The following is a 13,858-nucleotide window of genomic DNA, read 5'->3' as shown; positions in this document are numbered from 1 at the left end:
GCCTCACATGAGGCAATAGAAATCGCTGAGCTCTGAGACAATCTCGCGCTTGGCGTTGTACAAGCGGGCCTCGGGGGTGAAGGCAATCGAGCGCCCCTCGAGGACATAGCGTTGGCCTGCCTGGAAATGCTGGTAATTGAGGGTCAGGTAACAAACGCGCACCGAGGGCCCGCCCATCATGCCCATGCCCCCGCCCCCGGCCACCTCGAAGTCGAACCGAACGATCAACTCATGACTGCCAGGGCTGACTTGGAAAAAGCGCCCGTCACGCAGGCGCTGCTTGTCCAGGCGCTCGGCCAGCAGCAACCTGTCGTTGGGAAAAGGTGTAGAGAAGTCGACCCAGGCCATCTGTGGGTCAGCCACTGGCATCGGGGCCTGGCAGCCGGCAACGACACTGACGGCGAGTAACAGCATCATCCTGCTCATGACAAATACCCCAAGGGGTTATTGATTCAGGATAGCGCCGACCGGGTCTGTTGGCGGCGCCAGCTATCGAGGTCGGGCATAGAAACCCGGCGCAGTGAGCACAACGGAAAACTCGTAGGTCAAGCCTTTGCGTCTCATCGTTGACGTGTAGACATTACACAGAAGCCTGCCGTTGCCCTCCGGCGGGATCAACGAAATGGGCCGGGTCTTGTAGGGGCTCAGGTCAAGCGGGGCACCCGCCAGTTCACCTGTCTTTATCGCTGTAATGACAGCGTTCTTGGTAACGGCACTCACTCTCTCTTTGACGAGCACCTGCGATACCTGGAACTTCAACGACGAAAGCGACTTCGAAATGAGCAAGACACACTGATCGTCAATCTCGGCATTCAGGTTTTTTCCTGCATCCTCGGCGCTCCACAAAAAAAACGCATTGCGACGACTCGACATCGGGTTGGCTCGATAGGTGTAGGGCGCTGCCAGCGAGACAGGGGCATCGGCGGCGTAGGCATAGGCGATCGACTTATGGAAAGCATCGGTGAGGGTAGGATGATTTCTAGCCATGTAGTCCCGCACATAGGCCTCTGTGTACCAGCGATGGGCAGCCAACACCCTCAGTTTGTCAGTGCTTGCAGTGGCGGGCTGGAGCATGGCCGAACAAACACCGACGACTGCCAGCGCCCTGAACATCACCTGAGTTCCTTTCAACCTGTTCCCCTTCCGGGCTAATAGCACAATGCCCCCATCCTACTGCAAACGACCTGCGGCTGCTGGATCAATACGCAGCGCCTAAGCCCAGCCTTCAAGGCGCATGGTTGCGCGCACGAGGCGCTGCTCCTCCAGTTCGATTTCCTTGAGGTTGTCGCGAATGCCGTTGATGTGTTCGCGCGCGGCGCGCTGGGCTTGCTCTGGGAGACGCTCGATGACCGCGTGGTACAGACGGGCATGCTGGCGGTCGATCTGGCGTTTTTGTACCGGCCGGTGGTAGAGGTTGTTGACCGAGGCAAACACAGTGCTGAGCATCAGGTCGGTCAATGACTGCAGGGTGTGCAGCAACACCGGGTTGTGCGAGGCCTCGCAGATCGCCAGGTGGAAGGCGTGATCGAGACGGGCATGTTCGTGCGGTTCGACTGCTTCTGCCTGGCTGTGGGCGGCGAGCATTTCTTCATAGCGCCGGGTCAGCAGGACGAAATCCGCGTCTGTGCCGCGCAAGGCAGCCAGGCGTGCCGATTCGGCTTCCAGCAGTACGCGCACTTCCAACAGGTCAAAGAGGGTGCGCGGCTGTGAGTTGAACAGGTGCATCAGCGGACTGGAATCACGCGGCCCGTTCAGCGTGGCCACCCGCGAATCGCGGCCCTGGGCCGTCTCGATGATGCCGCGCCCGCGCAGCACCTTCAGCCCCTCGCGCAGGGCCGAGCGGGAGATCCCCAGTTTTTCGCACAGGCGACGCTCCGAAGGCAGCGCCTGGCCGACCTTGAGTACGCCATCGACGATCAATCGCTCGATCCGCTCGGCCACTACATCACTGACCTGGCGACGATTACCAACTGTTTCTTCATGCATGCGGGGCGCCTCGGTCAACTGGTAGTACCAGTTTCAATAGGTCGTTCTTGTGCCTCGCACTATAGCTGCAGCACCCGCTATTTATAAGCCTCCAGGCAGAAACTGCCCGCGCCCCCGCTGGAACAAACTGGTCATACCAGTAGATGAGGCGATAGACGGCACGCGTGCAAGGCTCTACACATAGCCCCATAACAAGCGGATCGGCTCGCTACCGGTACTGCACACAAGAACGACTTCAAGCGAGAACCTGCCATGAGTATTTTGTACGACGAGCGCGTCGATGGGGCGCTGCCCAAGGTCGACAAGCCTGCCCTTCTGGCTGAACTGCGTGCTCAGCTTCCGGACATGGAAGTGCTGCACACCCAGGAAGATCTCAAACCCTACGAATGCGACGGGCTCTCTGCCTACACCACCACACCGATGCTGGTGGTGTTGCCTGAGCGCATCGAGCAGGTCGAGCGCCTGCTCCAACTCTGTTATCAGCGCAATGTACCCGTGGTGGCGCGCGGGGCCGGGACGGGCTTGTCAGGTGGCGCGCTGCCGGTGGTCCAGGGCGTTCTCCTGGTGATGGCTCGATTCAAGCACATCCTTGAGGTCAACCCTGAGGGGCGTTTTGCCCGCGTCCAACCGGGCGTTCGCAACGTGGCGATCTCTCAGGCAGCTGCGCCTTACGACCTGTATTACGCACCGGACCCCTCCTCGCAAATCGCCTGTTCGATCGGCGGCAACGTCGCCGAGAACGCCGGCGGCGTGCACTGCCTGAAATACGGCCTGACCGTACACAACCTGCTCAAGGTGGACATTCTCACCGTTGAAGGTGAACGCATGACCCTGGGCAGCGATGCCCTGGATTCGCCCGGCTTCGACCTGCTCGCCTTGTTCACCGGCTCCGAAGGCATGCTGGGGATCATCACCGAAGTCACGGTCAAGCTCCTGCCCAAGCCGCAGGTGGCCAAGGTGTTGCTGGCCAGCTTCGACTCCGTGGAAAAAGCCGGGCGTGCGGTCGGAGAAATCATTGCCGCCGGCATCATTCCTGGTGGCCTGGAAATGATGGACAACCTGGCAATTCGCGCCGCCGAAGACTTTATCCACGCCGGTTACCCGGTGGATGCCGAAGCCATCCTGTTGTGCGAGCTCGACGGTGTGGAAGCCGATGTGCACGACGAGTGCGAGCGTGTCAGTGCGGTGTTGGCCCAGGCCGGAGCCACCGAGGTGCGCATGGCCCGCGATGAGGTCGAGCGCGTCAAGTTCTGGGCCGGACGCAAAAACGCCTTCCCGGCTGTCGGGCGTATTTCGCCAGACTACTACTGCATGGACGGCACCATCCCGCGTCGCGAGCTGCCCGGCGTCCTCAGGGGCATCAGTGAACTGTCCGAGGCCTTCGGCTTGCGGGTGGCCAACGTATTCCACGCCGGTGACGGCAACATGCACCCGCTGATTCTGTTCGATGCCAACCAGCCCGGTGAACTGGAGCGTGCCGAGGCCCTGGGCGGCAAGATCCTCGAACTCTGCGTCAAGGTCGGCGGCAGCATCACCGGCGAGCACGGCGTGGGTCGCGAGAAGATCAACCAAATGTGTGCCCAGTTCAACAGCGACGAGCTGAGCCTGTTCCACGCAGTGAAAGCGGCTTTCGATCCCAAGGGCCTGCTCAACCCCGGCAAGAACATCCCCACCCTGCACCGCTGCGCCGAATTCGGTGCCATGCATGTCCATCACGGCAAGTTGCCTTTTCCCGAGCTGGAGCGTTTCTAATGGTTATGCAGCATGACGGCGACGCCAGCGCGGCGCTGCTGGAACACGTCAATCACGCCCTCAACAGCTCGACTGCCTTGCGCATCCAGGGTGGCAACAGCAAGGCGTTTCTCGGCCGTAACGTTGAAGGCGAAGTGCTCGATACCCGTGCCCACCGTGGCATCGTCAGCTACGACCCGACCGAACTGGTGATCACAGCCCGAGCGGGCACGCCGCTGGCGGAGCTGGAAGCTGCGCTGGACGCAGCCGGGCAGATGCTCACGTGCGAGCCTGCGCGCCATGGCGACGCCGCGACCGTCGGCGGAATGCTCGCTACAGGCCTGTCAGGCCCGCGGCGGCCGTGGTCCGGCGCGGTTCGCGACCTGGTCCTGGGTACCCGCTTGATCACCGGCACCGGCAAGCACCTGCGTTTTGGTGGCGAGGTAATGAAAAATGTTGCCGGCTATGACCTGTCGCGTTTGCTGGCCGGCAGCTTTGGCTGCCTGGGGGTGATTACCGAAGTGTCGCTCAAAGTGTTGCCCAAGCCGCGCCAGTGCCTCAGCCTTCGCCTGGAAATGGACGCTGCCCTGGCGCTGCGCAAGCTCGCCGAGTGGGGCCAGCAGCCCATTCCGCTGAGCGCCGCCAGTCATGATGGTGGTGCGTTGCACCTGCGCCTGGAAGGTGGCGAAGGCTCGGTAATGGCTGCCCGCGAACGTCTTGGCGGCGAACTGATCAAGCCCGCGTACTGGGACGACCTGCGTGAGCAGCGCCTGGTTTTTTTCGCGACCCCGGGACCGCTGTGGCGCCTGTCGGTACCGACCAGCACCGACGTGCTGGCACTGCCCGGCGACCAACTGATCGACTGGGGCGGCGCGCAGCGCTGGCTGAAGTCCGATGCCGATGCCGCGCTGATCCGCCAGCTCGCCACCGAGGTCGGCGGTCATGCCACCTGCTTCACCGCCGGGCACTGCGACAGCCCGTTCCATCCGCTCTCCCCGCCATTGCTGCGCTACCACCAGCAGCTGAAGGCCCAGCTCGACCCCCAGGGCATCTTCAACCCTGGCCGCCTGTATTCCGAGGTGTAACGTGCAGACCCATTTGAGTGAACAGGCCAAGCAACTGCCGCGTGCCGAAGAAGCCGAACGAATCCTGCGCAGCTGTGTGCATTGCGGTTTCTGCAACGCCACCTGCCCGACCTACCAATTGATTGGCGACGAACTCGACGGTCCACGCGGGCGCATCTACCTGATCAAGCAAGTGCTGGAAGGCAACGAGGTCACCGCCAAGACCCAACTGCACCTGGACCGTTGCCTGAGCTGCCGCAACTGTGAGTCCACCTGCCCGTCGGGCGTGCAATACCACAATTTGCTGGATATCGGCCGCGCCGTCGTCGACGCCGCCGTGCCCCGCCCGCTGGCGCAACGGGCACTGCGTGAAAGCCTGCGTGCCGTGGTACCGCATGCTGGCCTGTTCAAAGGGCTGACCCAGGTCGGCCAGGTGTTCCGGCCACTGCTCCCCGCCAGCCTCAAAGCCAAATTGCCGCGCACGGCGGGTGTCGCCAAGCCTCGCCCCGCCCCCCGGCATGCACGCCGTGTGCTGATGCTAGAGGGCTGTGTGCAGCCTGGCCTGGCACCCAATACCAACGCTGCCACGGCGCGGGTGCTCGATCGCCTGGGTATCAGCGTCACGCCGATCCATGAGGCCGGTTGCTGCGGTGCCGTGGACTACCACCTCAATGCCCAGGAGCAAGGCTTGCAGCGCGCCAGGCAGAACATCGATGCCTGGTGGCCCGCCATCGAACTGGGCGCCGAAGCCATTGTGCAAACCGCCAGCGGTTGCGGCGCCTTCGTCAAAGATTATGGCCACCTGCTGGCGCATGACCCGGCCTATGCCGAGAAGGCCAAGCGCGTCAGCACCCTGGCCAAGGACCTGGTCGAGGTGCTCAGCGTCGAACCCCTGGAGCAGCTCGGCGTACGCACCGACAAGCGCCTGGCGTTCCATTGCCCCTGCACCCTGCAGCACGCGCAGAAGCTCGGCGGCGCGGTAGAAAGTGTGCTCGTTCGCCTGGGTTTTGCGCTGACGACGGTACCCGACAGCCACCTGTGTTGTGGCTCGGCCGGTACCTATTCGCTGACCCAGCCGGCGCTGTCCAGGCAACTGCGCGACAACAAGCTCAATGCCCTGGAAAGCGGCAAGCCACAGGTGATCGTCACCGCCAACATCGGCTGCCAGACCCACCTCGACGGCGCCGGCCGTACCCCCGTGCGGCACTGGATCGAACTCGTCGAAGAAGCCCTGCATTAATCGGAGAACACCATGCTTAGCAAAGCCGTACTGAGCCAGACCGAAGTGAGCAAGATTCTCGCCGCCGCCCGCAGCGAGGCCGAGAAAAACCAGTGGGCGGTGACCATCAGCGTGGTCGACGACGGCGGCCATCCGCTGGCCCTGGAACGCCTTGACGGTTGCGCGCCTATCTCTGCCTACATTGCCAGCGAGAAGGCACGCAGCGCCGCCATCGGGCGTCGCGAAACCAAAGGTTATGAAGACATGGTCAATGGCGGGCGCAGCGCGTTTCTGTCTGCCCCGCTGCTGACCTCCCTGGAAGGCGGTGTGCCGGTGATTGTCGATGGCCAGGCCATCGGCGCGGTGGGCGTTTCCGGGGTCAAGGCCGATCAAGACGCACAAGTGGCCAAGGCTGGCGTCGCCGCCCTTAACTGTTTTCTGGAGAGTGGAAAATGACTGACCGCGTGAACTGCCACCGCCTGCAAGTGGCGTCCAATCTGCAACGTTTCGTCGACGAGGAAGTGCTGCCGGGCAGCGGCATCCAGCGCGAGGCGTTCTGGGCCGGCTTCGACACCCTGGTGCATGACCTGGCACCGCGCAATCGCGCCCTGCTGGCCGAACGTGACGCGCTGCAGGCAAAGCTGGACACCTGGCACCGCGAGCACCCAGGCCCGGTGAGCGATATAGCGGCCTACCGCACCTTCCTCGAATCCATCGGCTACCTGCTGCCGCAGCCAGACAGCGTGCAGGCCAGCACCGCCAATGTCGACAGCGAGATTACCCACCAGGCCGGCCCGCAGCTGGTAGTGCCGGTGATGAACGCCCGCTACGCGCTGAACGCCGCCAATGCACGCTGGGGTTCTTTGTACGATGCACTGTATGGCACCGATGCCATTGCGCAGGACGGGGGTGCGCAGAAGGGGCCGAGCTACAACCCGGTGCGTGGCGACAAGGTCGTCGCCTTCGCCCGCGCCTTCCTCGACCAGGCCGCGCCGCTGGCCAGCGGCTCGCATGTCGACGCAGTCAATTACCGGGTGAGCGACGGGCAGCTCCAGGTGACCCTGGCCAACGGCACCCAGGCCGGCCTGGCCCAGGCCGACAAATTCGTCGGCTACCAAGGCCAGGCCAATGCGCCAACAGCGGTGCTGCTGAAGAACAACGGCCTGCATGTAGAGATCCAGATCGATGCCAGCAGCCAGATCGGCGCCACCGATGCCGCTGGGATCAAGGACCTGCTGATCGAGTCTGCACTGTCGACCATTCTCGACTGTGAAGACTCCGTTGCGGCGGTCGATGCCGACGACAAGGTGGTGATCTACCGCAACTGGCTCGGCCTGATGAAAGGCGATCTCAGCGAAGCACTGGAAAAGGGCGGCAAGCAAATCGTCCGCCGTCTCAACCCGGATCGCGAGTACACCGCTGCCAGCGGCGGCGCGTTGAAACTGCACGGCCGCTCACTGCTGTTTGTGCGCAACGTCGGCCACCTGATGAGCAACCCGGCAATTCTCGACGGCGAAGGCCGCGAGATTCCCGAAGGCATCCTCGACGGGGTGATGACCAGCTTGATCGCCCTGCATGACCTCAAGCGCCAGGGCAATTCGCGTACCGGCAGCGTCTACATCGTCAAGCCGAAGATGCACGGCCCGGCCGAAGTAGCCTTTGCCGACCAGCTGTTCGCGCGTATCGAGGACGTGCTGCAACTGCCGCGTCACACCCTGAAAATGGGCATCATGGACGAGGAGCGCCGCACCAGTATCAACCTCAAGGCGTGCATCGCCAGCGCCAGTGCCCGCGTAGCCTTCATCAACACCGGTTTTCTCGACCGCACCGGCGACGAGATGCACACCGCCATGCAAGCCGGCGCCATGCTGCGCAAGGGCGACATGAAAAGCAGCGCCTGGATCCAGGCCTACGAGCGCAACAACGTACTGGTTGGCCTGAACTGCGGCCTGCGTGGCCGGGCGCAGATCGGCAAGGGCATGTGGGCCATGCCCGACCTGATGGCCGCCATGCTCGAACAAAAGATCGCCCACCCCAGGGCCGGCGCCAATACCGCCTGGATCCCCTCGCCCACCGCTGCCACTTTGCATGCCCTGCACTACCACCAGGTGGATGTGCAGGCGGTGCAGCGCGAGCTGGAGGCCGTCGACCTGAACAGCCAGCGCAACGATCTGCTCGATGGCCTGCTCAGCGTACCGGTGGCCGCCCAGCCGAACTGGAGCGCCAGCCAGATCCAGGAAGAACTGGACAACAACTGCCAGGGCATCCTCGGTTATGTGGTGCGCTGGGTCGAGCAAGGCGTCGGCTGCTCCAAGGTGCCGGACATCCACAACGTCGGCCTGATGGAAGATCGCGCGACCTTGCGCATCTCCAGCCAGCACATCGCCAACTGGTTGCACCACAAGGTCATCGACGAGGCGCAGGTACGCGCCAGCCTGGAACGTATGGCCAAGGTGGTCGACCAGCAGAACGCGGGCGATCCGTTGTACCGGCCGATGGCTGGCGACTACGCGGGGTCCATGGCGTTCCAGGCGGCCTGCGACCTGGTGTTCAAGGGCCGCGAGCAACCCAGCGGCTATACCGAGCCGTTGTTGCACGCCTGGCGCCTGCGCTTCAAGCAACAGGGCTGAACGAAGCATGACGCGCCGACTGGTGATCCCGGTCGGCGCGGGTCGCAGGGCACAGGTGCTCTCGATACGTGGTACGGGATACCCCCGGAAAACTGTGGTTCACAACAATAAAAAGGAACCAAACCATGAGTCAGACGTTGCTTTCGATCCTGGCATTCGTGCCGCTGGTACTGGCAGGCATATTGCTGGTCGGCTTTCGCTGGCCAGCCAAATACGCCATGCCGGTTGTCTTCCTGCTCACGGCACTGATCGGCCTGCTGGCCTGGGACATGTCGTTCAATCGGGTCCTGGCTTCCACTTTGCAGGGCCTTATCCTCACCGCGGCGATCCTGTGGATCGTCTTCGGTGCCATTCTGCTGCTCAACACCCTCAAGCACTCTGGCGGCATCAGCGCCATTCGCCGCGGCTTTGCCAACATCAGCCCTGACCGCCGGGTTCAGGCGCTGATCGTGGCCTGGCTGTTCGGCTGCTTCATCGAGGGCGCGTCCGGCTTCGGCACCCCTGCCGCGGTGGTCGCGCCGTTGATGGTTGCCCTGGGCTTTCCGGCCATGGCCGCCGTGGTACTCGGCATGCTGGTGCAGTCGACGCCGGTCTCGTTTGGAGCGGTCGGCGCACCCATGGTGGTCGGCGTGGCCGGGGGCCTTGACCAGACCGGCATCGGCACCCAACTGGCTGCCGTTGGCAGCAACTGGGAGGTGTTCTTCCACCTGATCTTCTCGCGGGTGGCGATCATCCATGCCCTGTGTGGCATCCTCATGCCGCTGATCATGGTCAGCATCATGACCCGCTTCTTCGGCAAGAACCAATCCTGGCGCGAAGGCCTGGAAATGGCGCCGTTTGCGATCTTCACCGGCCTCGCCTTCGTTATTCCCTACGCCGCCGCCGGCGTATTCCTCGGCCCGGAATTCCCCTCGATGATTGGTGCCCTGGTAGGCCTGAGCATCGTGATCCCGGCGGCCAAGGCCGGCTTCCTGCTGCCCAAGGGCACCTGGGACTTTGCCCCGGCCAGCGAGTGGCCCGCAGAGTGGATGGGCAAGATCGAGATGAAACTCGATGACATGGCCGGCAAGAAGTCGATTTCCGTGCCACTGGCCTGGGCGCCCTATGTGCTGCTCGCCGTGCTGCTGGTGTTGTCGCGCAACATCCCGCAACTGAAGGCCTGGATGTTGTCGCTGAGCTTTGGCGCGAAGGACATCCTCGGTGAGACAGGCGTATCGGCCAGCCTGGAGTTGCTCTACCTGCCAGGCGGCCTGCTCTGCGTGGTTTCGTTGATGACCTTTTTCCTGCACCGCATGCGCGCACGCGAGTTGATGGCGGCCGTGAACGAATCGAGCAAGACCCTGCTCGGCGCAGGCTTCGTGTTGATCTTCACCATTCCGATGGTGCGCATCCTGATCAACTCCGGGGTCAACGCCTCGGACCTGGTATCGATGCCAGTGGCCATGGCGCGCCTGGTCGCCGACAGCGTCGGTGGCGTGTACCCGATCTTCGCCCCTTCGGTGGGCGCACTGGGGGCCTTTATTGCCGGCTCCAATACCGTGTCCAACCTGATGCTGGCGCAGTTCCAGTTCAATACTGCGGAGTTGCTGGGGATCTCAGGCGCACTGATGGTGGCGTTGCAATCCGTGGGTGCTGCCGCCGGGAACATGATTGCGATTCACAACGTGGTGGCTGCGTCGGCCACCGTCGGCCTGCTCGGGCGTGAAGGGATCACGCTGCGCAAGACCATGCTGCCGACCCTGTATTACATCGTGCTGGCGGGGAGCATTGGCATGATTGGTTTCTACCTGCTGGGTATCAGTGATCCGTTGCACATGGGGTCTTGAGGCCTGCCCGCTGCCCGCCGATTGGCGGGCAGTTTCACCTTGCTACGTTACGGAATGGCGCAACGCCAGTATTACGCCGACGCTTATAGGCTTCTGATTTGCAAAGAGATGTATTAATTGCTTATTTGTAACCCTCACCCAAAGTGGGTACGTTGCCGACGTGTTAGGTAGCTGCAGCCGTATTCTTTACACGAATGCCAAGCCCTCTAAATATCAAGATTTCAACTATCGGCTCACACTGCTGACAACGGACGTCTGGCGTGAATTTCCTGACCCCATACATCCGATCATAATGGTGCTGCCATGCGTTTCATTGAAATAAACCCACAGCGCGATAATCCCTTGACACTGATAGTGGACGAGGACATAACACTTCCCTCTGAAGATGAACAACACGCAGTGAACCTTTCACTGATTACGCCCAGGCACGAGGAATTGGCGTATGGTCGCTGCTCTATTTACAGGGAGCCGGAGGGTCGTGATTACCTGATGATCTCCGCCATTTACGTCGAGGGCAATGAAAATAATCCGACTATAAAGAAGCCAAATCCCCATGTTGGGCTAGGCCAGCTTTTAGTTTATGCAGCCATGAAATTCGGCCATGAGCAAAATGTACAGACTACGTTGCTTTCGCCTCTTCCCGGGAGTGAAGGCTTCTATATAAAAATGGGATTTTATCCAAAAGTCACAGGCAATCCGAACAGGATGGTCAATGCAGGTGATCTACCCAGGTCGCACAAGGGGAAGTTGAATCCAAAATGGCTGACCCAATTTGCTAAATCCTCATTTCTTCACCAAGACTTCCGCGGCCCCATCTGGGCTGGGAGTACTTCACTTGTTTATCTGCAGCTTAAAGAAAATATTCTGAAGTCATGGACAGTTGCATGATCATGATTATGCGCCTGCGGCTCGGCAAATCAGCGCCTCGAACCTGATGACCGCTCAACAGCAAAGACCCCGGCTCAGGCCGGGGTCTTGTTTTGCCCATGTGGAACCCTCTCGGTGGCGACTCGCGCGCTCAGCCACTGACTTCCAATCACCCCATCACATGGCTCGAAGGCAGCAATAACCGCCCCGGGATCACTACCCGCGAACATCTGCCGGGAAGTAATCCGGCAGCTTGCAATCCGGTTCGCCGGCAATGCAGATTGCGCTGCCCGGATCCATGAAATCCTGATAGCTTCCCGACCCGATAAACGCCGAACTGTCTCCGCGGCAATTGACACCGTCTTCCCCCTCGTCGGCACAGTACGCTGGCTGCCCTTCAAACTGGAAAATAATGATCTTGCCAGTGCCTGGGTTGCCTGCTCGGGTGCGGCTGCCAGCCTCTGCCGCGGGCGACGCTTGAGTCGTGGCTGGTGATCCCGCTCCAGTGTTGCTCAGGGGGTCCTCGAAGTACTCGACCGCAGACTGCGATTGAGCCGGCTGTGACATAACTGCTGGTGGGTTTAGGTCACGCGCTCGCGCCTGTTCATGCTCGAGGGTCCGACCGACGAGAACATCAAACTGACGGCTCATGCGCTTGATCGACTCAGGCGCATGCTTACCGGATTTATCGAACAGCGCCCAAAGGTACAGTTCGTCATCAACGCCATCGATCATGTCGAAGGAATGTTTGCCGTCAGTGATCTTGATGCCCAGAAACCCGTTCACCATCGCATTACTCTTCAGAAACCGCTTCGGCATGACCGTGAACATGATCTGCATCTGCCGGTCATTGCCGATGTCCGCCGTGGCCTCGACGATTTTGAACCCGCTGGCCATCTCCGCCTGCTGAACCTCGGCACCTTTCGCGTACTGGATACTCACGTTGGACAAACTTTTGTTGTCCTCCAAGGCATCCTCAAGCGTCATGGACGTGTCTATTCCCGTGGCGACCAACAGGTTGTGCTTACGCTCCGGGTCCTCCAGACGAGTGCCCGTGAGAGGAATGAGATCATCGGGCGTGACTTCTTCAACGGCATCCAGAGCATTGTTGGAGAACACGTAGAATGGGAGATAAAAGACCATCGATATGAGGGTGAGACCGAGCCAGACTTGAAACAGCTTGCGCATGCAATGTCCTTAATTGTTGCGATGAACGTTAAGGAAGGAGAATACCCCGCCGGATGGCCAGATGCCATCAACGCAGAGCGATACATTTTCCCCCAGTGGCGAACTGATCAATACGTGCTTGCAACGTCAGCTTTTGCGCACAGCCCATTAGCAATGCTACCTGGAGGAAAGGTACGCAACCTGTTCGGCATCACTCACGTTTTGTCTTACTATGGCCGGTTGCCGAAAGAACCGTCATGGCCATAGCCATGAAGGGCTTTCATCCTTTACAAATGACTGTGGTGAAGATGAACAAGCCTTTCATTTCGCTGTGCCCTGAGATTACTCGGGCACACGCACTGACGCTGATGGATTGGTTGGAAGATGAGCGCGTCACCTGCTATCTGAGCGATTCGCGTCATGTCTCCCGCTCCATCGAGCAAGTCATCGATCGGACTCAATTGCCGATCCTGACTCATCTATTCAACCGGGGCGGCCGATTCTTCATGGCCTATGACCGGCATGACGCCCCGGTGGGCTTTGTCCGCCTCATCAAGACCGGCTCCAATTGCGAGATAGTCCTGGTCATCGGAGACAGCGACAAATGGGGCCGAAACCTTGGCGCCCGCACGATCCGCGAAGGCATGAAACTGGCTTTCCTCGACATGCGGGCCGAGAAGCTCATCGCCAAGATTCACCCGGACAACGCGCGCTCGCTGAAAGCCTTTCTGCGCAGCGGCTTTCTGCTTGAGAGCGAAACCCCGACATTGAAGTCATTTTCCATGACGGCGGGGCGCTATCTCCATTTCTTGCGCGAAGGTGCCATTGGCGACTCCACTGAGATTTACATCACTGAAATCGACAAGGCCAGGCTCGAGAGCCTGATCGCGCTCGAGCAAGGCCAGGCCGTTGTTGAACTCGAACATGAGCTTGAGCGAGCCATTGTCGTCAAGCCGCAACAGGTGGCGCGCAATGTCGTCACGATGAACTCCAGGGCATTGCTGCAGCTGGACGACGAAGAGATCGAAGTGGCCCTGGTCTACCCTGAAGACGCGGACAACAGTGCCGGGAAGTATTCCGTATGTTCCGACATCGGCGCCGCTATCCTGGGATATCAGGAGGGGGACGCCATCGATTGGCGAATTTCCGACCGGACACGCCGGATTGGGATCAGGAAAGTGCTTTACCAGCCGGAGGCCGCGGGCGATTTCCACCTGTAATTGCGCCTTTAACTCAGTGTTCGTCCATCAGGCGCGAAGATCCCCCAACCAAGGACGGGGCCGGGTTTTTCGTGCCTGATGCAGACCATCTACCACTGGCCGCGCCGTTCACCGTTCACCGTTCATGACCGGGCATAAGCGAACGGCT

General features: G+C 61.0%; 12 protein-coding genes. 8 read left to right on the top strand and 4 right to left on the bottom strand.

Annotated elements, in window-relative coordinates:
- Positions 1-3: 3 nt before the first annotated feature.
- From H621_RS0115465 to glcC, 3 genes are all read right to left on the bottom strand, one after another.
- On the bottom strand, positions 4-426 hold the full coding sequence (locus H621_RS0115465; RefSeq protein ID WP_028944281.1) for a PA0061/PA0062 family lipoprotein: 423 nt from the start codon (positions 424-426) through the stop codon (positions 4-6).
- A gap of 63 nt (positions 427-489) precedes the next feature.
- Positions 490-1,113 carry a hypothetical protein gene (locus H621_RS0115460; RefSeq protein ID WP_028944280.1) on the bottom strand — a complete coding sequence of 208 codons (624 nt, stop codon included), beginning with the start codon at positions 1,111-1,113 and terminating at the stop codon, positions 490-492.
- A 99-nt stretch (positions 1,114-1,212) separates the two neighbouring features.
- Positions 1,213-1,986, bottom strand: coding sequence for a transcriptional regulator GlcC (gene glcC / locus H621_RS0115455; RefSeq protein WP_028944279.1), 774 nt, complete (start codon positions 1,984-1,986; stop codon positions 1,213-1,215).
- Between the two features lie 252 nt (positions 1,987-2,238).
- Between glcC and glcD the strand changes: the two genes are divergently transcribed.
- The 7 genes from glcD (at position 2,239) to H621_RS0115420 (ending at position 11,344) form a co-directional block, all read left to right on the top strand.
- Positions 2,239-3,738: a glycolate oxidase subunit GlcD gene (glcD, locus tag H621_RS0115450; protein ID WP_028944278.1), complete on the top strand. Its 1,500-nt coding sequence runs from the start codon at positions 2,239-2,241 to the stop codon at positions 3,736-3,738.
- A 5-nt stretch (positions 3,739-3,743) separates the two neighbouring features.
- Positions 3,744-4,802, top strand: coding sequence for a glycolate oxidase subunit GlcE (glcE, locus tag H621_RS0115445; protein ID WP_028944277.1), 1,059 nt, complete (start codon positions 3,744-3,746; stop codon positions 4,800-4,802).
- Between the two features lies 1 nt (position 4,803).
- Entirely contained in the window at positions 4,804-6,021 is a 1,218-nt protein-coding gene (gene glcF, locus H621_RS0115440; protein ID WP_028944276.1) for a glycolate oxidase subunit GlcF, read from the top strand.
- A gap of 12 nt (positions 6,022-6,033) precedes the next feature.
- The gene (locus H621_RS0115435) at positions 6,034-6,456 is read left to right on the top strand and encodes a heme-binding protein (RefSeq protein WP_028944275.1); all 423 of its coding nucleotides are present in this window, start codon (positions 6,034-6,036) and stop codon (positions 6,454-6,456) included.
- Positions 6,453-8,630, top strand: a complete 2,178-nt coding sequence (locus H621_RS0115430; protein ID WP_028944274.1) for a malate synthase G — start codon at positions 6,453-6,455, stop codon at positions 8,628-8,630. Before H621_RS0115435 ends, H621_RS0115430 begins: the two co-directional genes overlap by 4 nt.
- Positions 8,631-8,755: 125 nt before the next feature.
- Positions 8,756-10,456: an L-lactate permease gene (locus tag H621_RS0115425; protein ID WP_028944273.1), complete on the top strand. Its 1,701-nt coding sequence runs from the start codon at positions 8,756-8,758 to the stop codon at positions 10,454-10,456.
- 303 nt (positions 10,457-10,759) lie between these two features.
- Entirely contained in the window at positions 10,760-11,344 is a 585-nt protein-coding gene (locus tag H621_RS0115420; protein ID WP_028944272.1) for a hypothetical protein, read from the top strand.
- Positions 11,345-11,539: 195 nt separating this feature from the next.
- Here H621_RS0115420 and H621_RS0115415 read toward each other — a convergent pair whose 3' ends face one another.
- Positions 11,540-12,511: a hypothetical protein gene (locus tag H621_RS0115415; protein WP_028944271.1), complete on the bottom strand. Its 972-nt coding sequence runs from the start codon at positions 12,509-12,511 to the stop codon at positions 11,540-11,542.
- Between the two features lie 236 nt (positions 12,512-12,747).
- On the opposite strand from H621_RS0115415, the gene H621_RS0115410 reads away from it, so the two are divergent.
- Entirely contained in the window at positions 12,748-13,710 is a 963-nt protein-coding gene (locus tag H621_RS0115410) for a bifunctional GNAT family N-acetyltransferase/nucleoside diphosphate kinase regulator (protein ID WP_028944270.1), read from the top strand.
- Positions 13,711-13,858 lie beyond the last annotated feature (148 nt).

Origin of the sequence: Pseudomonas vranovensis DSM 16006 (assembly GCF_000425805.1) — a bacterium.
Taxonomy (GTDB): Bacteria; Pseudomonadota; Gammaproteobacteria; order Pseudomonadales; family Pseudomonadaceae; genus Aquipseudomonas; species Aquipseudomonas vranovensis.
This window is presented reverse-complemented; position numbering and strand designations above follow the sequence as displayed.